20 protein-coding genes are annotated in these 20,747 nt (G+C 63.6%); 12 read left to right on the top strand and 8 right to left on the bottom strand.

From position 1 onward, the window contains the following. The first annotated feature begins 6 nt into the window (after window positions 1-6). Window positions 7-975: a lipid A biosynthesis lauroyl acyltransferase gene (locus P9217_RS19185; protein ID WP_127325454.1), complete on the top strand. Its 969-nt coding sequence runs from the start codon at window positions 7-9 to the stop codon at window positions 973-975. A 159-nt stretch (window positions 976-1,134) separates the two neighbouring features. Here the strand turns inward: P9217_RS19185 and P9217_RS19180 are convergent, their stop codons facing one another. Together P9217_RS19180 and P9217_RS19175 are read right to left on the bottom strand one after the other, a co-directional pair. Next, window positions 1,135-1,980, bottom strand: a complete 846-nt coding sequence (locus tag P9217_RS19180; protein ID WP_278087682.1) for a hypothetical protein — start codon at window positions 1,978-1,980, stop codon at window positions 1,135-1,137. Between the two features lie 188 nt (window positions 1,981-2,168). After that, window positions 2,169-2,600, bottom strand: coding sequence for a L,D-transpeptidase (locus P9217_RS19175; protein ID WP_066999783.1), 432 nt, complete (start codon window positions 2,598-2,600; stop codon window positions 2,169-2,171). Window positions 2,601-2,855: 255 nt separating this feature from the next. Between P9217_RS19175 and P9217_RS19170 the strand changes: the two genes are divergently transcribed. The 5 genes from P9217_RS19170 to P9217_RS19150 all read left to right on the top strand — a co-directional run bounded on the left by P9217_RS19170 (window position 2,856) and on the right by P9217_RS19150 (window position 9,188). Continuing rightward, entirely contained in the window at window positions 2,856-4,133 is a 1,278-nt protein-coding gene (locus P9217_RS19170; protein ID WP_278087683.1) for an acetylornithine deacetylase/succinyl-diaminopimelate desuccinylase family protein, read from the top strand. 115 nt (window positions 4,134-4,248) lie between these two features. Next, the gene (locus tag P9217_RS19165; RefSeq protein ID WP_095801922.1) at window positions 4,249-5,727 is read left to right on the top strand and encodes an ABC transporter substrate-binding protein; all 1,479 of its coding nucleotides are present in this window, start codon (window positions 4,249-4,251) and stop codon (window positions 5,725-5,727) included. Between the two features lie 28 nt (window positions 5,728-5,755). Next, entirely contained in the window at window positions 5,756-6,703 is a 948-nt protein-coding gene (locus P9217_RS19160) for an ABC transporter permease (RefSeq protein WP_067329389.1), read from the top strand. Next, the gene (locus P9217_RS19155) at window positions 6,700-7,569 is read left to right on the top strand and encodes an ABC transporter permease (RefSeq protein ID WP_067329386.1); all 870 of its coding nucleotides are present in this window, start codon (window positions 6,700-6,702) and stop codon (window positions 7,567-7,569) included. The genes P9217_RS19160 and P9217_RS19155 overlap by 4 nt, the downstream gene beginning before the upstream one ends. Further along, on the top strand, window positions 7,566-9,188 hold the full coding sequence (locus tag P9217_RS19150) for a dipeptide ABC transporter ATP-binding protein (RefSeq protein WP_278087684.1): 1,623 nt from the start codon (window positions 7,566-7,568) through the stop codon (window positions 9,186-9,188). The genes P9217_RS19155 and P9217_RS19150 overlap by 4 nt, the downstream gene beginning before the upstream one ends. Window positions 9,189-9,203: 15 nt before the next feature. Here the strand turns inward: P9217_RS19150 and P9217_RS19145 are convergent, their stop codons facing one another. Continuing rightward, on the bottom strand, window positions 9,204-9,629 hold the full coding sequence (locus P9217_RS19145) for a TerB family tellurite resistance protein (protein WP_066999766.1): 426 nt from the start codon (window positions 9,627-9,629) through the stop codon (window positions 9,204-9,206). Between the two features lie 112 nt (window positions 9,630-9,741). Between P9217_RS19145 and P9217_RS19140 the strand changes: the two genes are divergently transcribed. The 4 genes from P9217_RS19140 to P9217_RS19125 all read left to right on the top strand — a co-directional run bounded on the left by P9217_RS19140 (window position 9,742) and on the right by P9217_RS19125 (window position 12,181). Then, window positions 9,742-10,527 (top strand): TSUP family transporter, encoded by a 786-nt coding sequence (locus P9217_RS19140; protein ID WP_278087685.1) that lies wholly within the window; start codon window positions 9,742-9,744, stop codon window positions 10,525-10,527. Between the two features lie 52 nt (window positions 10,528-10,579). Further along, window positions 10,580-10,750: a hypothetical protein gene (locus tag P9217_RS19135; RefSeq protein ID WP_127325719.1), complete on the top strand. Its 171-nt coding sequence runs from the start codon at window positions 10,580-10,582 to the stop codon at window positions 10,748-10,750. Window positions 10,751-10,841: 91 nt separating this feature from the next. Continuing rightward, the gene (locus tag P9217_RS19130; protein ID WP_278087686.1) at window positions 10,842-11,675 is read left to right on the top strand and encodes a helix-turn-helix transcriptional regulator; all 834 of its coding nucleotides are present in this window, start codon (window positions 10,842-10,844) and stop codon (window positions 11,673-11,675) included. Between the two features lie 86 nt (window positions 11,676-11,761). Next, window positions 11,762-12,181: a VOC family protein gene (locus P9217_RS19125; RefSeq protein ID WP_127325721.1), complete on the top strand. Its 420-nt coding sequence runs from the start codon at window positions 11,762-11,764 to the stop codon at window positions 12,179-12,181. A 278-nt stretch (window positions 12,182-12,459) separates the two neighbouring features. Here the strand turns inward: P9217_RS19125 and P9217_RS19120 are convergent, their stop codons facing one another. Next, complete coding sequence (locus P9217_RS19120) at window positions 12,460-13,935, bottom strand: cobyric acid synthase (RefSeq protein WP_278087687.1); 1,476 nt, start codon at window positions 13,933-13,935, stop codon at window positions 12,460-12,462. After that, on the bottom strand, window positions 13,935-14,540 hold the full coding sequence (locus tag P9217_RS19115; protein ID WP_278087688.1) for a dimethylsulfonioproprionate lyase family protein: 606 nt from the start codon (window positions 14,538-14,540) through the stop codon (window positions 13,935-13,937). Before P9217_RS19115 ends, P9217_RS19120 begins: the two co-directional genes overlap by 1 nt. Window positions 14,541-14,678: 138 nt before the next feature. Between P9217_RS19115 and P9217_RS19110 the strand changes: the two genes are divergently transcribed. Then, window positions 14,679-15,845 carry an isobutyryl-CoA dehydrogenase gene (locus P9217_RS19110; RefSeq protein WP_278052996.1) on the top strand — a complete coding sequence of 389 codons (1,167 nt, stop codon included), beginning with the start codon at window positions 14,679-14,681 and terminating at the stop codon, window positions 15,843-15,845. A gap of 24 nt (window positions 15,846-15,869) precedes the next feature. Next, window positions 15,870-16,754, top strand: a complete 885-nt coding sequence (mmsB, locus tag P9217_RS19105; protein ID WP_095778484.1) for a 3-hydroxyisobutyrate dehydrogenase — start codon at window positions 15,870-15,872, stop codon at window positions 16,752-16,754. Window positions 16,755-17,075: 321 nt separating this feature from the next. Here the strand turns inward: mmsB and P9217_RS19100 are convergent, their stop codons facing one another. The 3 genes from P9217_RS19100 to P9217_RS19090 are packed head-to-tail and all read right to left on the bottom strand — an operon-like array spanning window position 17,076 to window position 20,730. Beyond that, entirely contained in the window at window positions 17,076-18,455 is a 1,380-nt protein-coding gene (locus P9217_RS19100; RefSeq protein WP_278087689.1) for an aspartate aminotransferase family protein, read from the bottom strand. A gap of 50 nt (window positions 18,456-18,505) precedes the next feature. Next, a complete protein-coding gene (locus tag P9217_RS19095; RefSeq protein ID WP_066999731.1) occupies window positions 18,506-18,628 on the bottom strand; it encodes a capsid protein in 123 nt (40 codons plus the stop codon). Between the two features lie 32 nt (window positions 18,629-18,660). Further along, on the bottom strand, window positions 18,661-20,730 hold the full coding sequence (locus P9217_RS19090) for a prolyl oligopeptidase family protein (RefSeq protein ID WP_278087690.1): 2,070 nt from the start codon (window positions 20,728-20,730) through the stop codon (window positions 18,661-18,663). Between the last annotated feature and the right edge of the window lie 17 nt (window positions 20,731-20,747).

Below are 20,747 nucleotides of genomic sequence, written 5' to 3'. Positions count from 1 at the left end.
GACAAGATGGTCGGCAAGGTGCTCAAGAAAGCCCGCCGGGACTTCATGTTCCGCTATGGCCGGCGGCTACGCCAAATGGAGCACTGGCTGGTGGCGCGGCTTGCCATGGCGGTCATCGGCCTGCTGCGCCTTTTGCCGCCTGACAGCGCGCTCAACTTCGCCGACCGCGTCGCCCGCCGCATCGGGCCGATGGTCGGACGGCACCGGGTGGCCGTCAACAATCTGCGCCTTGCCTATCCGCAAAAGAGCGATGCCGAAATCGAGGCCATCGCGTCCGACATGTGGGGCAACATGGCCCGGCTTGCCGCCGAATACATCTTCCTCGATGCCCTCTTCGATTTTGACCCGAATGCCGCCAAGCCGGGCCGGGTCGAGGTCAGCGGCATCGAGCATTTCGTCGAAATCGCAGGCGAAAAGAAGCCGCATATCCTGTTCACCGGCCATCTCGGCAATTTCGAGCTTTTGCCGGTCGCCGCCGCCACCTTCGGCATGAACATCACGGCGCTGTTCCGCCCGCCCAACAATCCCTACCTTGCCGACTACATCCACTCGACACGCCGCTCGAGCATGGGAGGCCTGCTGCCGTCCTCGACCGGCGCATCGTTTGCCCTCGCCGCCATCCTGGAAAACGGCGGCAATATCGGCGTGCTGGTCGATCAGAAATTCACGAACGGCGTCGAGACGACCTTCTTTGGCCGCCCCTGCCAGAGCAATCCGGTGCTGGGCATGCTCGCCCGCCACTATGATTGCGATGTCTATCCGGCGCGCTGCGTCAGGCTGCCGGGAAACCGTTTCCGATTGGAAATCGAAGACAAGCTCGGTTTGCCGCGCACCGAAACCGGCAGCGTCGATGTTCACGCGACCACGCAGCTGCTTGCCGACATCGTCGAGCGCTGGGTGCGCGAGGATCCCGGACAGTGGATGTGGTTCCACAAGCGCTGGGAGATGAGCGGCCGCCGACGTAAGCGGCGTTAGCAGGCCAAGGTCAGCTAAAGCGGCCGAGAACGTTCAGATCGCTTTCGTCTGGATCAAACGCGGAACCGCTTTGAAATAGCCTGCTGCTAGGCGTGTTGCGTCCAATGCGCAACGCAAAGCCGCGAGGACCAAGTCCACGCGGCTCCAGGTTCAGCTGTCTCAAAGCGGAGCGGGGATGGTGAAGTTCGGCCGGAACGTATCCATCGTGGCACCGTTGCGATCCTCGGAAAGCAGTGTGTCCGAGCCGAAGCTTGCCCGCAGGCCGACCACGTATTTGTGGATGTTCACGGTGCCTGAAGCTTCCGAGAAGGTTAGGTGATCCAGCTGATAGCGGCCAAATACCGACCAAGGGGTCCCTGAGAACCGATAAGTAGCCTGCAAGGCCGCCGTTACCGTATCGAAATGTCCGCCAAAACCGGACAGCCGCGAGAAGCCGAGTTCACCGTCGAAGCGGAGATTGTCTTGCGCGAAATACCGCACGACACCCCGGCCGCCCCAATTGTCGAAATGTTCGGACTCGCCGCTGGCCCGCAACTGCCCGTAGTAGGCCTGCCCGTAGATCGTCACGTTGCCGAAATAGGCCTGAGCCTCTGGACCGACAGTGAAGGTATAAAGGTCTAAGTCACCGATGCCGTTATCGCCGCCAAATCCGTTTATCGTCGCAAATCCACCCAGCGCATATGAGCTCGGATCGCGCCAGTAACCGTGGATCGCACCGCCGTAGCTGTAGATGTTCGTGCCTTCGACCCAAAGCGAATCGATCACCCCGTCAGTCTGGATGTTCCAGCGGGCGTCGATCGGGAAATTCACCCGAACAGCGCCGCCGGCAGTCGTGCCATCCGAGTCGTCCCCAGGGGTCGCGAAATAGAGACCTCCGAGATAGATTTCGCCATAACCTGACATATGCGGCTGCGCGAGTTCCTGGTCCAGAAGAACGGGTGCATCGGCAGCAAAAGCCGAGGTTGCGGTTGCCGCGATCGCAGCGCTCAATAGAAATCGATACATTAAAGTCCCCAAGCAGCCAGAACAACGCTTCGTACTTACCACTGCGCCGTCATGCAAACCAGCTCCGGCGATGCTCACGCTAGTATAAGCTGCTTGTTTTTGAAGCATGTGCGGCATTGCTGCAACGCTCCGAGCAGGCGCAGCCATCAAATGCTGCCTGCGGCCTAGGCAGCCCTCTCCGGCCCGTTTCAATCGGTGACGACGATTCGCGTGTTGCCGTAGCCGGCTTCCTTCACCATCGAATAGAAAGTCGCGGCATTGGCCGTATGCAGGCGCACGCAGCCATGCGAGGCCGGACGCCCGAGATATTTCACGGCGCCGGTGCCGTGAATGGCGTAGCCGCCGCGGAAGAACACCGAATACGGCATCGGCGAATTGTCATACTTGCGCGAGTACCACATCCGCGCGGTCCATTGCGGCCGGTAGCTGCCGCGCGGTGTGAAGTAGCCCCTTCGGGCCGTCGATACATTCCAGCGATACAGCACCTGGCCGTATCTGCTGACGGTCATCGTCTGCGTCGAGACGTCGATATTGGCGACCAGCGAAGCCGCCCGGCTTGCGATCGACGTGCCGAGCAACGTGGTTGCCAGCACGGCCGCCATGAGGCTGGATTTTTTCATGCGATGAACCCCTTCGATTGCCCCCTGCCATCACGTGGTCTCTTTTCCATCATTTTCGCCGGCAGGTGCGTTAAGTACCACACACTCCTTGACAAATTCGCCAATTCGATTTCGCGAATTTGAATGATTTCCCGTCATAGTTGCTGGGCCGCTGCCCACTCTCAACGGTTTAAGCGCGAGCCTGCCCTCAATCATTGTCCGGCAACCGCGAAAGGCAGCTTGCAAAAGCGCCGCGTTGCTTCTTCAATCAGCAGGATGAATGAACGACTCCTCCGGGCCGTCGATGACCGGGTCGACGACCTGATCGCGCTGACCGCCGAGCTCATCCGCTTTCCGACCGTCAATCCGCCCGGCGAGGCCTACCGGCCATGTGCCGAGTATCTTGGCGCACGCCTCAAGAAGCTCGGCTTCGAAACCGAATTCATTCGCGCAGAAGGCACGCCCGGCGACACCGACCGCTACCCGCGCGTCAATGTCGTCGCCCGCTTCGACGGCCGCTCGCCCGGTGCCTGCGTCCATTTCAACTCGCATATCGACGTGGTCGAGGCCGGCGAAGGCTGGACCGTCGATCCTTTCGCCGGCCTGGTGAAGGAAGGTAAGGTCTACGGCCGCGGCGCCTGCGACATGAAAGGCGGGCTGGCGGCTTCTGTCATTGCCGCCGAAGCCTTCATGGAGGTCTATCCCGACTTTCCCGGCACCATAGAGATATCCGGCACGGTCGACGAGGAATCCGGCGGGTTCGGCGGCGTCGCCCATCTGGCGAAGCTCGGCTATTTCTCGAAGCCGAAGGTCGACCACGTCATCATCCCCGAGCCGCTGAACAAGGACCGCATCTGCCTTGGCCATCGCGGGGTCTGGTGGGCCGAGATCGAGACCAAGGGCGAGATCGCGCATGGCTCGATGCCGTTCCTCGGCGACAACGCGGTGCGCCATATGGGTGCCGTCGTGCAGGCCTTCGAGGACGAGCTTTTCCCGGCGCTCGACGGCAAGGTGACGCGCATGCCGGTGGTGCCCGAGGGCGCCCGGCGCTCGACCATGAACATCAATTCCGTCCATGGCGGCCAGACCGAGGATTTCCGGCCGGGACTGCCCTCGCCCAACGTGCCGGATTCCTGCCGGCTGACCATCGACCGCCGCTTCCTGCTCGAGGAAGACCTCGCCACCGTCAAGGGTGAAGTCACCGGCATCCTCGACCGGCTGAAGCGCGAGCGAGAAAAGTTCGACTACGAGATCCGCGACCTGATGGAGGTGCTGCCGCTGATGACCGAGCGCGACGCGCCGGTGGTGAAAGCCGTCGCCAAGGGCATCATGGAAATCTTCGACCGCGAGCCGGAATACGTCATTTCGCCCGGTACCTACGACCAGAAGCATGTTGCCCGCATTGGCCAGATCTACGACTGCATCGCTTATGGCCCCGGCATCCTCGATCTCGCGCATCGGCCGGACGAATGGGTGGGCATCGCCGACATGGTGGACGCGGCCAAGGTGATGGCGATCGGCCTCGACGTGCTGCTGCGCGGTACGACCGGCTGATCGGGAAAAACATTTCGCTTGGCGCCACCCGGCAGCACGAAACGCAATTTACTCACAGGCCAAATCACGCTTCTATCCGCTGGGCTTGTCCGTTTGACCGCATGGGAGTTCGGCAATGAGATTGTGGAAGACCATTTTGGCCGCCGCTGTGCTTACTTTCGCGGCCGCCACGTCGGCATTTTCGGCCCGTACCGACCTCGTCATCGGCATTCCGCTCGAACCCCCGCATCTCGATCCGACCGCGGGCGCCGCCGCCGCCATCGACGAGGTGCTCTACGCCAATGTCTTCGAAGGTCTCACCCGCATCGGTCCGAACGGCGAGGTGATCCCCGACCTTGCCGAAAGCTGGACCATCTCGGATGACGGCAAGATCTACACTTTCAAGCTGCACACCGGCGTGAAATTCCACGACGGCAGCGATTTCAGCGCCGACGACGTGAAATTCTCTCTCGACCGTGCCCGGGCCGACAATTCGGTCAACGCCCAAAAGGGGCTGTTCGCGCAGATCGACAAGGTCGATGTCGTCGATCCGGCGACGGTAAAGGTCACGCTGAAAAACCCGCAAGGCTCCTTCCTGTACAATATGGGCTGGGGCGACGCGGTGATGGTGTCGCCGAAATCGGCCGACACCAACAAGGAAAAGCCGGTCGGCACCGGCCCCTTCAAGTTCCAGAACTGGGCCAAGGGCTCGTCGATCACGCTTGTGAAGTCGGATAATTACTGGGGTGCCCCGGTTGCGCTCGACAAGGTCGAGTTCCGCATCGTACCCGACGCCGCCGCCGCCGTGCCGGCGCTGCTTTCGGGCGACATCCAGGCCTTCCCCTTCTTCGATCCCGACAGCGTCTCTCAGGTCAAGGACGATCCGCGTTTCAAAGTGGTGATCGGCTCCACCGAAGGCGAGACGATTCTTTCGATCAACAACAAGAAGCCGCCCTTCGACAAGCTCCAGGTGCGCCAGGCCATCTCCTTCGCGCTCGACCGCAAGGCGATCATTGACGGCGCCTCGGCGGGCCTGGGAGTGCCGATCGGCTCGCATATGTCGCCCGCCAACAAAGACTATGTCGACCTCACCGGCCTCTATCCGCACAATGTCGACAAGGCCAAGGAACTGCTGAAGGAAGCCGGCCTAGAAAAAGGCTTCAAGGCGACGCTGAAGCTGCCGCCGCCGTCCTATGCGCGGCTTGGCGGCGAGATCATCGCGTCCGAGCTGCGCGATGTCGGCATCGATCTGGAGATCATCCCCGTCGAATGGGCGCAATGGCTGGATCAGGTCTTCACCAAGAAGGACTACGACCTCACCATCGTCTCCCACACCGAGCCGAACGACATCGATATCTATTCGCGCAAGGACTATTACTTCAACTACGACAACCCGGCCTTCGATGCCATCATCGCCAAGCTCAACCTGACCTCGGACGAGGCGAAGCGGAAGGAGCTGCTAGCAGAGGCGCAGAAGATCCTCGCCGACGACGCCGTGGTCGGCTTCCTTTACGAGTTGCCGAAGGTCGGGGTCTGGGACGCGAAGCTGCAGGGCCTGTGGGAGAATGCACCGATTCAGGCCAATGACCTTACCAAGGTGAAGTGGACGGATTGACGCCGGCGCGGTCGCCTGATCGCCTCCCATGGCCACCTATCTCCTCAAGCGCCTCATCATCGCGACCATCACGCTGGTGCTGGCCTCGATGGTGGTGTTTGCGGTGATGGAAATCCTGCCTGGCGACCCGGCGCGCCTGATGCTGGGCTTCAACGCCAGCGCCGACCAGGTCGAGCTGTTGCGCAACCAGATGGGCCTGAACGCGCCGCTTGTCCTGCGCTACCTGCACTGGGCGGGCGGGTTGCTCAGCCTCGATTTCGGTCGCTCCTACACCTATTCGGTTCCCGTCATCGACCTCGTGGGTGAGCGCGTCGTCGTTTCCCTGCCGCTGGCGCTAATCGCGCTGGCGCTGTCGACCGTCATAGCCATTCCGGTCGGGGTGTTTTCCGCCGGCCGCCAGGGCCGGGCCGGCGACACATTCGCCATGGGCGCTGCCCAACTCGGCGTTGCCGTGCCGAATTTCTGGTTCGCGCTGATGCTGATTTATCTCTTCGCCGTATGGCTGCGGCTGGTGCCGGCGGGTGGATTTCCTGGCTGGGACGCCGGGATCTGGCCGGCCGTGAAATCGCTGCTGCTACCGGCCATCGCGCTGGCGCTGCCGCAGGCGGCGATCCTGGCGCGCGTCGCCCGCTCGGCGCTGATCGAGGTGCTCAACGAAGACTATATCCGCACCGCCCGCGCCAAAGGCCTGCCCTACCGCGCCGTGCTCTGGCGCCACGCGCTGCGCAACGCCATGATCCCGGTGCTCACTATTCTCGGCCTGCAATTCGCGTTCCTGCTTGCCGGCACCATCATCATCGAGAATGTCTTCTATCTGCCGGGGCTTGGACGGCTGGTTTTCCAAGCCATCACCCAGCGCGACCTGATCGTCGTCGAGAGCGTCGTCATGCTGCTGGTCGCCGCCGTGATCGCCGTCAATCTGCTGGTCGACTTCTCCTACGCCGTTGTCGATCCGCGGCTCAGGGGCCGGCAATGATAATGCGCGTCGACCTGCCCGAGGAAACGCTTGCCGGGGTTCTGGCCAAAGCCTTCGGCAACCGCTCTTTTCTGATCGGCTTCGCCATCACGCTGCTGGTGGCCGCGATTGCGCTGCTCTCCTTTGTATGGACGCCCTACGACGTCACCAAGCTGGTCATCGCAGACAAGACGCAGGCGCCCTCGTGGACGCATTGGTTCGGCACCGACCATTTCGGTCGCGACATCCTTTCGATGATCATGGTCGGCGCACGCAACTCGATCGCGGTAGCGCTGGTGGCGGTCGGCATCGGCATGGGCATCGGCGTGCCGCTCGGCGCCTTCGCGGCGGCGCGGGGCGGCCTTGCCGACGAGGCGCTGATGCGCATCAACGATCTCGTCTTCGCCTTCCCGGCACTACTGTCGGCGATCATGATCACCGCCATCTTCGGGCCGGGCGCCGTCAACGCCATCATCGCCATTGGCATCTTCAACATCCCGGTCTTCGCGCGCGTCGCCCGCGCCGGCGCCTTGGCGATCTGGCCGCGCGAATTCATCCTCGCCGCGCGCGCTGCCGGCAAGGGCATGACGCAGATTTCTGTCGAGCACATCCTGCCCAACATCGCGACGCTGCTGCTGGTACAGGGCACGATCCAGTTTGCGCTGGGCATCCTCGCCGAAGCGGGGCTTTCCTATGTGGGCCTGGGCGCGCAGCCGCCAATGCCGAGCTGGGGCCGCATGCTGTTCGACGCGCAGACGCGGATGGTGACGGCGCCGTGGATGGCAATCTTTCCCGGCATGGCGATCATCGTGACCGTGCTTGGGCTCAACCTGCTCGGCGACGGCATCGCCGACATCCTCGATCCGAAATCGCGGCGGCGGCGATGAGCCTGCTCCAGATCGAGAACCTGTCGCTTGTCATCGGCGGAACGCGGATCCTGAAGCAGGTCGAGCTTGCGATTGCGCCTGGCGAGGTGGTCGGCCTGGTCGGCGAATCCGGTTCCGGGAAATCGATGACGGCGCTGACGATCATGAGCCTGCTGCCGCATCTAGCTCAAACCAGCGGACGCGTCACTTTCGACGGCATCGACCTCCTTGCAGCGAGCGAGGACCAGATGTGCGCGCTGCGCGGCGACGACATCGGCATGGTTTTCCAGGAGCCGATGACGGCGCTCAATCCAGTCAAGACCATCGGCGAGCAGGTGGCCGAGGGCATTCGCTGGCACACCAGGGCGGGCCGCGCCGAGGCCGAGGATCGCGCGCGAAAAATGCTCGACCGTGTCGGCCTGCCGGAAGCCAAGTTCCCACTGTCGCGCTACCCGCATGAGCTCTCCGGCGGGCAGCGCCAGCGCGTCGTCATCGCCATCGCCTGCGCGCTGAAGCCAAAATTGCTGATTGCCGACGAGCCGACCACGGCGCTCGATGTGGTGCTGCAGGCGCAGATCCTCGACCTGCTGCGCGATCTGGTCAGCGAAAACCGCATGGGCCTGCTGCTCATCTCGCACGACCTTGCGGTAGTGACCGAGATGGCCGACCGCCTGACCATCCTGCGCGGTGGCGAAGTGATGGAAGCCGGCGACACCGCGCGCACGCTGTCGGCACAACACCACCCCTACACGCGCGAGCTGGCGCTGGCTTCCATGCATGTGCCGGCGCGGCCCAAAAAACACCTTGCCGGTTCGGCAAAGCCGCTGCTCGAAGTCGAAGGCCTGAGCCGCGACTATCCGGGTCGGCGCAAATCACTGTTCCGGGCGGCAGAGCCGATCCGCGCCGTCAACGATGTATCGCTAACCATCGAGCCGGCCCAGTCGGTAGCCCTCGTTGGCTGTTCCGGCTGCGGCAAATCCACGCTCGCCCGCATGATCCTGGCATTGGACAAGTCGACGGCGGGCTCAATCCGCTTTCGCGGCCAGACCATCACCGGCAAATCAGAGGCCGAGCTGAAGCCGGCCAGGCGCGACATGCAGGTGGTCTTCCAGGACCCTTACGGCTCCTTCGATCCACGCCAGAAGGTCGAGAAGCTGGTCGCCGAGCCGTTGCATCTCCTGGAGACCCAGCCGTTGAAAGCCGAGCGGCGCGAGATGGTCGCGAATGCGCTGCATGAGGTCGGACTCGGCCCGCGCGACATGGACAAATACCCGCATGAATTCTCGGGCGGCCAGCGCCAGCGCCTGTCGATCGCCCGCGCCATCATCACCCGCCCGAAACTGGTCGTCGCCGACGAGCCGGTCTCGGCGCTGGATGTGTCGATCCGCGCCCAGATCCTCGACCTCTTCGCCGAGCTTAACCAGAAGCTCGGCATCGCCTATCTGTTCATCACCCATGACCTGACGGTTGCCCGTGCCATGTCGGACGAAGTGCTGGTCATGCATGAGGGCAAGATAGTCGAGCGCGGCAGGACGGCCGATGTGCTCGACAGCCCGCGCTCGGAAGCCGCGCAGGCGCTGGTGGCGGCGGCGCCGGACCTTCACCGTGCGATCGCGCGACGCATGCAGGAACAAGGGTAAGCGGCGAGCCCGCGCTCAGCCCTCCGGTTTGACCAAATCCACCGGGCTGATGTCGAGCAAGTCGAGCGTGCGACGCAGCAGCTTCACCTCGCTCTCGGCAAGCTTGGAATCCGCCTTCGCGATCTCGGCCATGTGGCGCGCAAGCAGCTTTCGCCGCTCGACATCGAGGTCGCGGAACAGCGCGATCGCTTGTGAGCCGTTGGTCTCGTAGCCGTAGTCGTTGAGATATTCGACGACGCTGTCGATCGAGGCTTCGGGAATGCCGAAGGCTTCCTTGCAGATGTGCCGGAAGGCGACCATCTCGCTCTCCGACACCGCGCCGTCGGCCAGGATCATCCGGAACAGCATCAGAAGCTCGGCCGACAGCACCGGATCGTCCGCTACCTTGCGCACGCCCGGGTCGCCGTCGAAGATCGAGCGTATCTGGTCGAGCAGCGCCATCGCCGTAAGCCTCCCCTTGCGATTCCGTTGAAATTGTTAGCGTGGAATCGGTCTTGCGCAAACTGTCTAAGCATGATGGAAGCAGCCGTCCCCCACCTTGACCCACAGCCCGATGATCGACCTTACCTTGCAGACTGTCTTCATGCTCACCGCTGCCGCCTTCGCGGCGGGCTTCGTCGATTCGATCGCCGGCGGCGGCGGCCTGATCACCATCCCGGCGCTGCTTCTGGCGGGCTTCTCTCCGGTGGCAGCGCTCGGCACCAACAAGCTGCAGGGCATGTTCGGGTCCGGCTCGGCCACGATCCACTATGCCGCGAACGGCCAGGTCGATCTGCGCCGACAATTGCCTTCCGCGCTGCTGGCCCTTGTTGGCGCCGCCATCGGCGCCCTGCTGGCGACGATCGTGCCCGGCGACTTCCTGCGTGCCCTTTTGCCGATTCTCCTGATCGCGATCGCTCTCTACTTCGCGTTCAAACCCAACATGAACGACGTTGACCGCGCAGAACGTCTGTCGCCGCTCCTCTTCGGCCTAACGATTGTGCCTGCCATCGGCTTGTACGACGGTCTGTTCGGCCCAGGCACGGGCTCGTTCCTTATGCTCGCCTTCGTCAGCCTTGCCGGCTATGGTCTGCTCAAAGCGACCGCGCACACCAAGCTGCTCAATTTCGCCTCCAACATCGGCGGCTTCGTCGTCTTCGCCGCCGTCGGCGTCATCGACTGGAAGATCGGTCTGATGATGGGTGTCGCCCAGTTTCTGGGCGCCCGCCTCGGCGCAGGCCTCGCCATCAAAATCGGCGCAAGACTGATCAAGCCGCTGCTGGTGATCGCGTGTGTAGCGCTGGCGGTGAAGCTGCTTGCCGACCCGGCCAATCCCCTACGCCAACTCATTGGTGTGTGACTGTCCTGCTGGTAGAATTCGGGTGTTGCGAATCATGTTGGAGGGACCAGACATGAATCTTAGTGCGCCCACGCAGATCGTGTTCATTATTTCGTTGGTCATCGCCGCCATCGGCCTTCTCGCCGCTCTCGGCGTTCTTGCGTTCATTCCTCTCGCGTCGGTGTGGATCATGCTCATCGCCTATGTCGTGCTCGCCGGCGGCTGCCTGATGCGCGGCGCCTAAAGCAATCCAGGAAAAGTGTGGAGCAACTCGGAGCGCCCGGCCCTGCCGGGCGCTTTTGATTTTTGCGAGCGTGTTCTGCTAGGCTCGCGGCATGTCCGACGAGACGGAGCGCCATCGGGAGGATACTCGCTCTCCCGCCCTCCATTCCGAGATGGTGCGGCGCAAACCCGCCGCCCCGCTCGCAGGCATCGTCACGGATATCTGCGGCTATCGGGAAATATTGCCCGGCCATTTCCGCATGGTCGAATATGCCTCGCTGACCGTACCCCTGGTGATCAGCTTCGCCGGAGCCTTCGCCATCGGGCTCGGCCGCAGCCCGGGCGACAACGATTGCCGCGCCAGCTTCGCCGCCGGTCTCTATGCCGGCCCGGTCAAGATCGAATCCTTCGGCGCCGCCTGCTGTGTCCAGGTCAATTTCACGCCGCTCGGCGCCAGGCAATTCTTCGGCCTGCCGATGAGTGAGTTGCGCGACCGCATGGTCGGGTTGGACGATGCGATAGGCTTTCATGGCATCGCGCTGCGCGAACAGCTCGGCGAAGCGTCGGATTGGGACAAGCGCTTCGACATTGCCGAGGGTTTCATCGCAGGCCGCCTCGCGGACGCGCATGCGCTTTCGCCCGAAATCGCCTGGGCCTACCGGACGGTCATCGCATCGGGCGGCCGCACCCGCATTTCGGCGCTCGCCAGCGAGATCGGCTGGAGCCGCAAGCATCTGGCGGCGAAATTCGCCGACGCGACCGGCATCGGCCCGAAGACATTGTCACGCATCGTGCGCTTCAATCGCGCGCTGTCGCTGTCGAAGCGGCAGGACGACAACTGGGCCGGCATTGCCGCCGATTGCGGCTACGCCGACCAGGCGCATCTGGTGCGCGAATTCCGTCAGCTTGCCGGCGAAACGCCGTCCGGGCTCGCCGCGCGGATCTAAGCCTCAGGCGAGGTAATATTTCTTCAAGACGTGGAAACCGCCTTCGCACAGACTGGCATTCATTCAACCGGCACAGGGATATTGTCATGCCAGCAGCAAACGAAGCACCCCGTCTCTATCCAGCCCTGCGATACAGGAACGCCGCTAGGATGATCGACTGGCTCAGCGAGGCCTTCGGCTTCGAACTGCGCGCCCGTTATGGCGATGGCGACATCGTTCACCACGCGGAACTGACCTTTGGGTCCTCGATGATCATGCTGGGCACCGCGCGCGACGACGACTACGGCAAGATGGTCGGCGAGCCCGGCGGTGGCGGCGGCAAGTCCATCTACATCGCCGTCGATGATGCCGATGCCGCCTATGCCAAGGCGAAAAAGGCCGGCGCCAGGATCACCCAGGAACTGGTCGACCGCGACTATGGCAGTCGCGAGTTCATCTGCCTCGACCCCGAAGGCAATGTCTGGTCCTTCGGCACCTACTGGCCGAAGGCGGGCGAGAAGGCGTAGTTGCTATCCGCGCCGGCATTTGCGGCTGGCGAAAACGCCTGAACCTCGTCATCCACGGGCGGAGCGGGAGCGAAGCGGACGCGAAGACCCGAGGATCCATTCCGTGACCTCGATCGAAGGGCGCAGAGGAGCAGAATTCTGCACGGTAGCAACGCCTTACCGTCACGGAATGGATCCTCGGGTCTGCGCCGCGTCGCTTCGCTCCTTGCTCCGCCCGTGGATGACGATGCGGCGGAAGCTTTCGCTAATGGCAAGCGTATGCGCATCGACGGGAGGACCTACCGCGCCAGCCCGAAAATCGCATCGCAGTCGAGATGCTTCTCCAGCTCGGCCGCGACCTCGTCCAGCGCCTTCTCGACCTCGGCGCGATAGTCGATGCCCCCATCCTTGACCCCGAGGCTCGCAAGGTAGGCCGCGCGAAAAGCGTCCGCTGCAAACAGCCCATGCAGATAGGTGCCGATAACCTTGCCATCGGCGGAGACCGCGCCGTCCTCGAGGCCGTTGATGATCGCCGAAGGCCGCGCGGCGTCCGGGCCGGTGGTGCGGCCGAGATGGATCTCGTAGCCTTCGAGCGGCAGGCCGAATTGCACCGAATGAGCGCTCGAGTTGCGCACCGTCTTTTCCGGTTCCATCACCGTCTCGATGTCGAGCAGGCCAAGGCCCTCCGTCTCGATGACGCTGCCTTCGATGCCATCGGGGTCGCGAACCTTGCGGCCGAGCATCTGATATCCGCCGCAGATGCCGACGACATGGCCGCCGCGTTTGCGGTGCGCGGCAAGGTCGCGATCCCAGCCATTCTCGCGGAATTTTATCAGATCGCCGATGGTCGATTTCGAGCCCGGAATGACCACCAGCCCGGCATCTTCCGGGAGCGGCTTTCCCGGCGGCACGAACACCACCTCGACCTGCGGCTCGGCCTTGAGCGGATCGAGATCGTCGAAGTTGGCGATCCGCGCCAGCATGGGCACCGCCACCTTCAGCGCCCGCCTTTCGCCCGAGGCAAGTCGCTCGAGCACAACCGAATCTTCGGACGGCAGCCTTGCCGCGGACTTCAGCCAGGGCACGACGCCGAAACAGCGCCAGCCGGTAAACTTGCCGATGGCGCTGACCCCATCGTCGAACAGCGAGACATCGCCGCGGAACTTGTTGATGAGATAGCCGGCGATCATGCGCCGGTCTTCCTCCGGCAGGATCAGATGCGTGCCGGCGACGGAAGCAATGACGCCGCCGCGGTCGATGTCGCCGATAAGCACCACCGGGACGTTGGTACGCGTGGCAAAGCCCATATTGGCGATGTCGCGGCTTCTAAGGTTGATCTCGGCCGGCGAGCCGGCGCCCTCGACGATGACGAGGTCGGCGTCCTCGCCGACCTTCGCCCAGGAATCGAGCAGCGCATCCATCAGCCTGGCCTTCATTGCCTGATAGTCGCGCGCCCGCGCCTCGCCAAAAACCTTGCCCTGCACCACCACTTGCGAGCCGATGTCGCTTTGCGGCTTGAGCAGCACCGGGTTCATGTGCACGGTCGGCCTCACCCCGCAGGCCAGCGCCTGCAGCCACTGCCCGCGGCCGATCTCGCCGCCGCCGGTCTTGTTTTTGCCGGGGATGTCGGCGACGGCGGCGTTGTTGGACATGTTCTGCGGCTTGAACGGCCTGACCTTCAGTCCGCGTTTTTTTGCTGCCCGGCAGAGCCCCGCCACCAGCACCGTCTTGCCGACATCCGAGCCGGTGCCTTGCAGCATGATCGCCCTGGCCATCAGCCCCTGCCCTCCGCGCCGATGATCGATTTCTGCGCGAGCGGTCCACCTCGCCAGATATAGAGCGCCATCAGTGGCTCCTTGCCGGTACGCATGGCGTGATTGACGTTGGACGCATGGTGGATGATTTCGCCCGCCGCTCGAACCCGAAAGCCGGCCCCGCCCATGCGCCACTCGGTGCTGCCGGTCAGCGGAATGTAGATCTCCTCGGCGGTGTGGTGGTGGTCTGGGTAGACACTGTCGGGCCCGAGGATCAGCAGGCCGCCCGCGACCTCGTCATTGGCGAAATGCCCCCGCGTGCCGAACACCTCCAGCCAGCCGTAATTGTCGATGAAGAGCTGTCCGAAATCGGCAGCGGTATAAGTCTGGCCCCAGCACAGCTCATTGCGATGGTCCGCGATGAACCGCGTCAGCGGCCCGGCGTCCCGCGGCGCAAGCTCCGCAATCCGATCGAGATGGCGAAGGCAACGAAGCGCACGTGGTTCGCGCGAACGAGAGGGCGTGTGCCAATCGATGCGCGCGACGGCGTCCGCAACCAGATCGCTGTCGATGCCGGCGAGATAGAAGTGGAACCGGTCCAGCAGCTGATCGAAAATTGTCGGCACGCAAGACTCCGTTGATCAATCCATGCACAGCCGGTCCACGGCGGGCTGGGTTGCGCGGCGGCATCATTGGTCTAGATTGATCGCTGCGCAAAGCCAAAAACGACAGGCCACAAGGCCTGAAACGACAGGGAGCACGCCATGGACGCGGCAGTCGATGCGGGCACTGGCCAATTCGAACTCACCGAGCAACAGCGCGCCATGAAGGAGATGGCTGAGGCCTTCGCGGCCGATCGGGTCGCGCCGAACGCGCTCGACTGGGACCGGGCAAAGCACTTTCCGGCCGACGTGATCCGCGAGACCGGGCCGCTCGGCCTGGGCGGCATCTATGTCCGCGACGATGTCGGCGGCTCGGCGCTCGGTCGGCTGGATGCGGTGCTGATCTTCGAGGCGCTGGCGCATGCCGATCCGGCCTTCTCCTCCTTCATCTCCATCCACAATATGGCGGCGTCGATGATCGACCGCTTCGGCAGCGACGAGCAACGCCGGCGCTTCCTGCCGAAGCTGACCTCCATGGAATGGCTGGCGAGCTATTGCCTGACCGAGCCCGGCTCCGGCTCCGATGCCGCCGCCTTGAAGACGAGAGCGGTGAGGAGCGGCGGCGACTATGTCTTGAACGGCGCCAAGCAGTTCATCTCCGGCGCTGGCGACAGCGACCTCTATGTCGTCATGGCGCGCACCGGCGGCGACGGGCCCAAAGGCATTTCGACCCTGGTGGTGCCCAAGGATGCGCCCGGCCTCTCCTTCGGCGCCAATGAGCACAAGATGGGTTGGCATATGCAGTCGACCCGCCAGGTCATCTTCGAGGATTGCAAGGTGCCGGCCGAGAACCTGCTTGCCACCGAAGGCGCGGGCTTCGGCATGGCCATGGCCGGGCTCGACGGCGGCCGGCTCAACATCGCCGCCTGCTCGCTGGGCGGCGCGCAGTCGGCGCTCGACAAGGCGCTCGCCTACACGAGCGAGCGCAAGGCCTTCGGATCGAAGATCAACCAGTTCCAGGCCCTGCAGTTCAGGCTGGCCGACATGGAGACGGAGCTGCAGGCGGCCCGCATCTTCCTCTATGCCGCCGCCTCGAAGCTCGATCGCAAGGCGCCGGATGCCGGCAAATGGTCGGCGATGGCCAAGCGCTTCGTCACCGACATCGGCTTCGACATCGCCAACGAGGCGCTGCAGTTGCATGGCGGCTACGGCTATCTGCACGATTACGGCATCGAGAAGCTGGTGCGTGATCTGCGCGTCCACCAGATCCTCGAAGGCACCAACGAGATCATGCGCGTCATCATCGCGCGAACGCTGATCGGCCGCTGAAGCAGCAAATTTCGGGAGACAACGATGGCAACGATCGCCTTCATCGGCCTTGGCAATATGGGCAACCCAATGGCTGCCAACCTCGTAAAGGCGGGGTATGCGGTGCAAGGCTTCGACCTCGTGCCGGAGAACCTCACGATCGCAAAAGAGCATGGCGTCACCGTCATGGCCAATGCCGTCGCCGCGGTGAAGGACGCCGACGTGGTGATCACCATGCTTCCCGCCGGCAAGCATGTGTTGTCGGTCTACGAGGACATCGCGCCCAAGGCGAAGAAAGGCGCCTTGCTGATCGATTCCTCGACCATCGATGTCGAATCGGCACGCAAGGCTCACGCCATTGCCGCCAGGCACGGCTTGCCTTCGATCGACGCGCCTGTGTCCGGCGGCACCGGCGGCGCCACCGCCGGCACGCTCACTTTCATGGCCGGCGGGTCGGATGCAGCATTCGCCTCTGCCGAGCCGATCCTGAAGCCGATGGCCGGCCGCATCGTTCATTGCGGCGGTGACGGCGCCGGCCAGGCCGCCAAGATCTGCAACAACATGATTCTCGGCATTTCGATGATCGGCGTCGCCGAAGCCTTTGTGCTCGCCGAGAAACTCGGCCTGTCGCACCAGGCGCTGTTCGACGTCGCCTCCACCTCCTCCGGCCAGTGCTGGTCACTGACCACTTACTGCCCGGTGCCCGGCCCTGTTCCGGCGTCGCCCGCCAACCGCGACTACAAGCCGGGTTTTGCTGCCGCCCTCATGCTCAAGGACCTGAAATTGTCGCAGGAAGCCGCGCAAAGCGCCGGCGCCGTGACGCCTCTGGGCGCCGAGGCGACGCAGCTCTACGCTCTGTTCAATGCGCAGGGCAACGCAGGCGCCGACTTTTCCGGCATCATAAATTTCCTGCGCGGCGATCAAACCTAAGCAGCTGCTTGCAAAGGGTTATTAGCAATTTTTTTCGACAGAAATCCGGCAAATTTAGATTTGCTTAAGGTCTCGCTAACTCACCGGTAACGATGTGCCTTTAAAACGGACTGCGAGGCGGACATCGCAACCGCCCGGCGCTCCGGATCAGGTCTCGCGTACCGGAGCCCGTAAGTTTCGCAGGTCTCGAGTAGCGAAACGCCATGCGTATCTGGCAAAGCCGCGTTCCCTTCTGGGACGCGGTTTTTGCGTCTGGGCAAGGCTTCGCTGCAGATTCGGGTCGCCGGGCACCCTCTAGCAAGGGCGCCCGGCTGTGTTTTCTCAGCGCTTCCGCAAATCCGCCTCCGCAAGGTCGAGCGCCTTGGCGATGCGCTCGCAGGACATGTCGATGGTGTCGCGCGTCCAGATCAGCGGCGGCGACAGTATCATCGTGTCGCCGGTGGCGCGCAGCATCATGCCCTGCGAGATCGCGTGATCGCGCACGACGACCGCCGCACTTCCCGACGGCAGGTATCGTTCCTTGGTCGCCTTGTCCTTGACGATCTCTATCGCACCCATAAGACCGATCGAGCGCACCTCGCCGACCAGCCTGTGGCCGGCGATGCGCTCCTGCAGCGCCTGCGCGAAATAGGGACCGGTGTCGGTCCTGACGCGCTCGACCAGACCTTCCCGTTCAATGATCTCGAGGTTCTTCAGGGCCACCGCGCACGCGACCGGGTGACCGGAATAGGTGTAGCCGTGGTAGAACTCGCCGCCCTTTTCGACGAGCGTCCTGCTGATGCGGTCGCCGACCAGGAGCGCCGACAGCGGCTGGTAGCCGGAGGTCAGCGCCTTGGCGGTGGTGATGGTGTCGGGCTGGACGTCAAAGGTCTGCGCCGCGAACCATTCGCCGGTGCGGCCATAGCCGGTAATCACCTCGTCGAGCATCAAGAGCACATCGTATTTGCGGCAGATGCGCTGCACCTCCGGCCAGTAGCTGATCGGCGGGATTTTCACACCGCCCGCACCCATCACCGGCTCGCCGATAAAGGCGGCGACCTTGTCGGCGCCGGCTTCGAGGATGGCGTCCTCGACGGCCTTGGCGGCGCGCAGGCCGAAATCGTGGTCGCTTTCGCCGGCCAGCGCGAGCTCATAGGCATAGGGCATCATCACATGGACGATGTTCGGCACCGCGCCGCCGAGCTGCTTGTGCATGGGCTCCATGCCGCCGAGCGAGGTGCCGGCGATCGTCGAGCCGTGATAGGCCATCTTGCGCGAGATGATCCGGTTCTTCTCAGGCTTGCCTTCGAGCGCCCAATAGTGGCGCACGAGCCGCAGCGCTGTGTCGTTGGCCTCGGAACCGGACGAGCCGTAGAAGACCTGACCGACATGCTCCGGCGCCAGTTCCGCCAGCTTCTGCGACAGCAGCACCGGTGTAGGCGTCGAACACTTGAAGAAGGAGTTGTAGTAGGGCAGCTCCTTCATCTGGGCGCAGGCGGCCTCCGCCAGTTCGTCGCGGCCGTAGCCGACATTGACGCACCAGAGGCCCGCCATGCCGTCGAGGATTTCCGTTCCGTCGGAATCATAGATGAACGGCCCTTTGGCGTGGGTGATGATGCGAGAGCCCGCTTCACGCAGTTCCTTATGGTCGGTGAAGGGATGAAGGTGATGCGCGGCATCGATCTGCTGAAGCTGCTTCAGCGAATAGTTCTGATAGGTCATGGGTTTGTCTTTCCTCTTGAATCAATCCGGCGGTGGCCGGGGCGGATTCGTCAGAGGAAACGGGGCGGCGAATAGCCGATGCGGGCGCACAGCCGCAAAAGCTCGGCGCGCAGCGTGCGCGGTGACGGCGTCACCGCGACCCCGAAGGCGCCTGATGTGCTGATGCGGACCATGGCGGCACCTTAAGCCGCCAACGGCCAGCAATTCAAGCTGGACCGGCAAGCGTGCGCTGCAGAAAGACGTAGCGCATCGCCGTTTGCGCGGCCTGGGGCCGGCGATCGCCGCGCCCGCCATGGCCGCCTTCGGTCTCCTCGAAGAACAGCGTCTTGCCGTGACCGGCGGCCTGGAGCCGCGCCGCCATCTTGCGCGCATGCCCCGGATGGACGCGGTCGTCCGCGGTCGAGGTCATCAGCAGCACCGGCGGATAAACGGCACTGGTCGCCACACGCTGATAGGGTGAATAGGCGGCGAGCCATGCAGCCTCCTCCGGCTTTGACGGATCGCCATATTCCGCCATCCACGAGGCACCGGGCGGCAGTTCGGTGTAGCGCAGCATGTCGAGCAGCGGCACGTCGATGATGACGGCGCCGAACAGCTCCGGACGCTGCGTCAGCGAGACGCCGGTCAGCAGGCCGCCATTCGAGCCGCCCTGGATGCCGAGTTGTGCCGCCGTGGTGATGCCGCGCCTGACCACATCCTCGGCGACCGCGGCGAAATCATCGAACGCTTTCTGGCGCTTGCCCTTGAGCGCCGCCTGATGCCAGGCCGGGCCGAACTCGCCGCCGCCGCGGATATTGGCCTGCACATAGGCATGGCCCTTGTCCAGCCAGAGCCTGCCGCGGATCCCGGCATAGCCGGGCAAGAGCGGCACTTCGAAGCCGCCATAGCCATAGAGCAGCGCCGGCACCGGTCCCGTCTGGTCGCGCCGCCTGACGACGAAATACGGGATCATCGTGCCGTCCTTCGAGCGCGCCTCGAACTGCTCCGAAGTATAGGGCGATGCATCGAAGCGCGCCGGCTGCGATTTCACGGTTTGAAGTGTGTCGCCATTGTCGTCCGACCATATGATCGAGCTCGGCGTCAGGAAATCGGTGAAGGAGAAGGAGACGCTGGAGCCGAAATGCTCGGCATGGCTGATGCCGACATTGCCCTTGTCGGGCAGGTCGACCGGCTTCACCGACCAGCCATTGCCGGTGCGGTCGCAAACGACGACCTTGCCGCGCACATTGTCCATCAGGTTGATGAACAGCCGGTCCTGCGTCCTCGCGAGACCTGCGATTGAAACGCGGGGCTCCGGTTTGAGCAGCGTCTCGACCGGTTCGAACGAACCGGTTTCAATCCAGCGGTCGAAATCCACGGAATAGAGCCCATCCGGCAGGCAGCGCGTGCCGTCCGGCGCCGTCCACGGACTGCGGACGCCAAAGACCAGCTGTCCCTTGAAGATCGCGGTGTCGGTCGCGTCGTCGGGCAGCGGGATGCGCCGGTTCTCGCCCGAAGCCAGCCGGAGAAAACTGTGCGAGGTGAAGAAGTCGATGGTCTTGCCGAGCATGACATGTTTCTTGTCGCCATCGAACTCCACGCCGCCGCCGACCGCGAGATGATTTTTTTCGCCCTCGAAGATCGGCGTCGCCTCCTCCAGCTTCGTGCCGCGCCGCCAGAGCTTGATCACCCGCGGATAGCCTGAGTGAGTTTTGTCCTCGTCCTCGAAAGCCGCCGAGACGATCACCGTATCCCTGTCCAGCCAGGAAAACCCCGACTTCGAAGCCGGTGCCCGAAACCCGTCCTCGACGAAGGATTTGGTCGCAATGTCGAACTCGCGCATCTCGCTGGCGTCGCCGCCGTCCGGCGACATGAACAGCAGGCAGCGGTCGAAATCGGGATAGAGCCGGGTCGCGCCGCCGAACACCCATTTCACGCCTTCCTTGGCCGAGAGCTGATCGAAATCGAGGATCGTTTCCCATTCCGGCTTGTCGGTCTTGTAGGAGGCGACCGTCGTGCGGCGCCACAAGCCCAGCGCGTTGGTCTTGTCCTGCCAAAAATTGTAGACGTAACCGGCGAGCGCCGATCCGACCGGGATATTGTCCTCGGCCGTCATCAGGTCGAGCGCGGTCTCGAATGCCGCCTGATAGGATGGATCGCCCTGCAGTTCGGCGACAGTCGTCGCATTCTGGCGATGGACCCACTCAAGCGCTTCCTTGCCGTTGCGATCCTCCAGCCACAGGAAAGGATCCTCGACCGGCAATTCAGGCTGGGTTTGGGTCATCGGGCTGGTCATGCTGGTCTCCGGGTCTG

Source organism: Mesorhizobium sp. WSM4989 (genome assembly GCF_029625795.1).
In the GTDB taxonomy this organism is placed as follows: Bacteria; Pseudomonadota; Alphaproteobacteria; order Rhizobiales; family Rhizobiaceae; genus Mesorhizobium.
The sequence above is the reverse complement of the archived record's forward strand: the minus strand, read 5'-3'. Positions and strand labels throughout refer to the sequence as shown.

Bases quoted from the DNA above. Each gene is read 5' to 3' on its own strand.
- P9217_RS19150 (WP_278087684.1), top strand. From the start codon at position 7,566: ATGAGCCTGCTCCAGATCGAGAACCTGTCGCTTGTCATCGGCGGAACG.
- mmsB (WP_095778484.1), top strand. From the start codon at position 15,870: ATGGCAACGATCGCCTTCATCGGCCTTGGCAATATGGGCAACCCAATG.
- P9217_RS19135 (WP_127325719.1), top strand. From the start codon at position 10,580: ATGAATCTTAGTGCGCCCACGCAGATCGTGTTCATTATTTCGTTGGTC.
- P9217_RS19100 (WP_278087689.1), bottom strand. From the start codon at position 18,455: ATGACCTATCAGAACTATTCGCTGAAGCAGCTTCAGCAGATCGATGCC.
- P9217_RS19145 (WP_066999766.1), bottom strand. From the start codon at position 9,629: ATGGCGCTGCTCGACCAGATACGCTCGATCTTCGACGGCGACCCGGGC.
- P9217_RS19155 (WP_067329386.1), top strand. From the start codon at position 6,700: ATGATAATGCGCGTCGACCTGCCCGAGGAAACGCTTGCCGGGGTTCTG.
- P9217_RS19130 (WP_278087686.1), top strand. From the start codon at position 10,842: ATGTCCGACGAGACGGAGCGCCATCGGGAGGATACTCGCTCTCCCGCC.
- P9217_RS19090 (WP_278087690.1), bottom strand. From the start codon at position 20,730: ATGACCAGCCCGATGACCCAAACCCAGCCTGAATTGCCGGTCGAGGAT.
- P9217_RS19120 (WP_278087687.1), bottom strand. From the start codon at position 13,935: ATGGCCAGGGCGATCATGCTGCAAGGCACCGGCTCGGATGTCGGCAAG.
- P9217_RS19185 (WP_127325454.1), top strand. From the start codon at position 7: ATGGTCGGCAAGGTGCTCAAGAAAGCCCGCCGGGACTTCATGTTCCGC.
- P9217_RS19160 (WP_067329389.1), top strand. From the start codon at position 5,756: ATGGCCACCTATCTCCTCAAGCGCCTCATCATCGCGACCATCACGCTG.
- P9217_RS19095 (WP_066999731.1), bottom strand. From the start codon at position 18,628: ATGGTCCGCATCAGCACATCAGGCGCCTTCGGGGTCGCGGTGACGCCG.
- P9217_RS19180 (WP_278087682.1), bottom strand. From the start codon at position 1,980: ATGTATCGATTTCTATTGAGCGCTGCGATCGCGGCAACCGCAACCTCG.
- P9217_RS19140 (WP_278087685.1), top strand. From the start codon at position 9,742: ATGATCGACCTTACCTTGCAGACTGTCTTCATGCTCACCGCTGCCGCC.
- P9217_RS19110 (WP_278052996.1), top strand. From the start codon at position 14,679: ATGGACGCGGCAGTCGATGCGGGCACTGGCCAATTCGAACTCACCGAG.
- P9217_RS19170 (WP_278087683.1), top strand. From the start codon at position 2,856: ATGAATGAACGACTCCTCCGGGCCGTCGATGACCGGGTCGACGACCTG.
- P9217_RS19165 (WP_095801922.1), top strand. From the start codon at position 4,249: ATGAGATTGTGGAAGACCATTTTGGCCGCCGCTGTGCTTACTTTCGCG.
- P9217_RS19125 (WP_127325721.1), top strand. From the start codon at position 11,762: ATGCCAGCAGCAAACGAAGCACCCCGTCTCTATCCAGCCCTGCGATAC.
- P9217_RS19175 (WP_066999783.1), bottom strand. From the start codon at position 2,600: ATGAAAAAATCCAGCCTCATGGCGGCCGTGCTGGCAACCACGTTGCTC.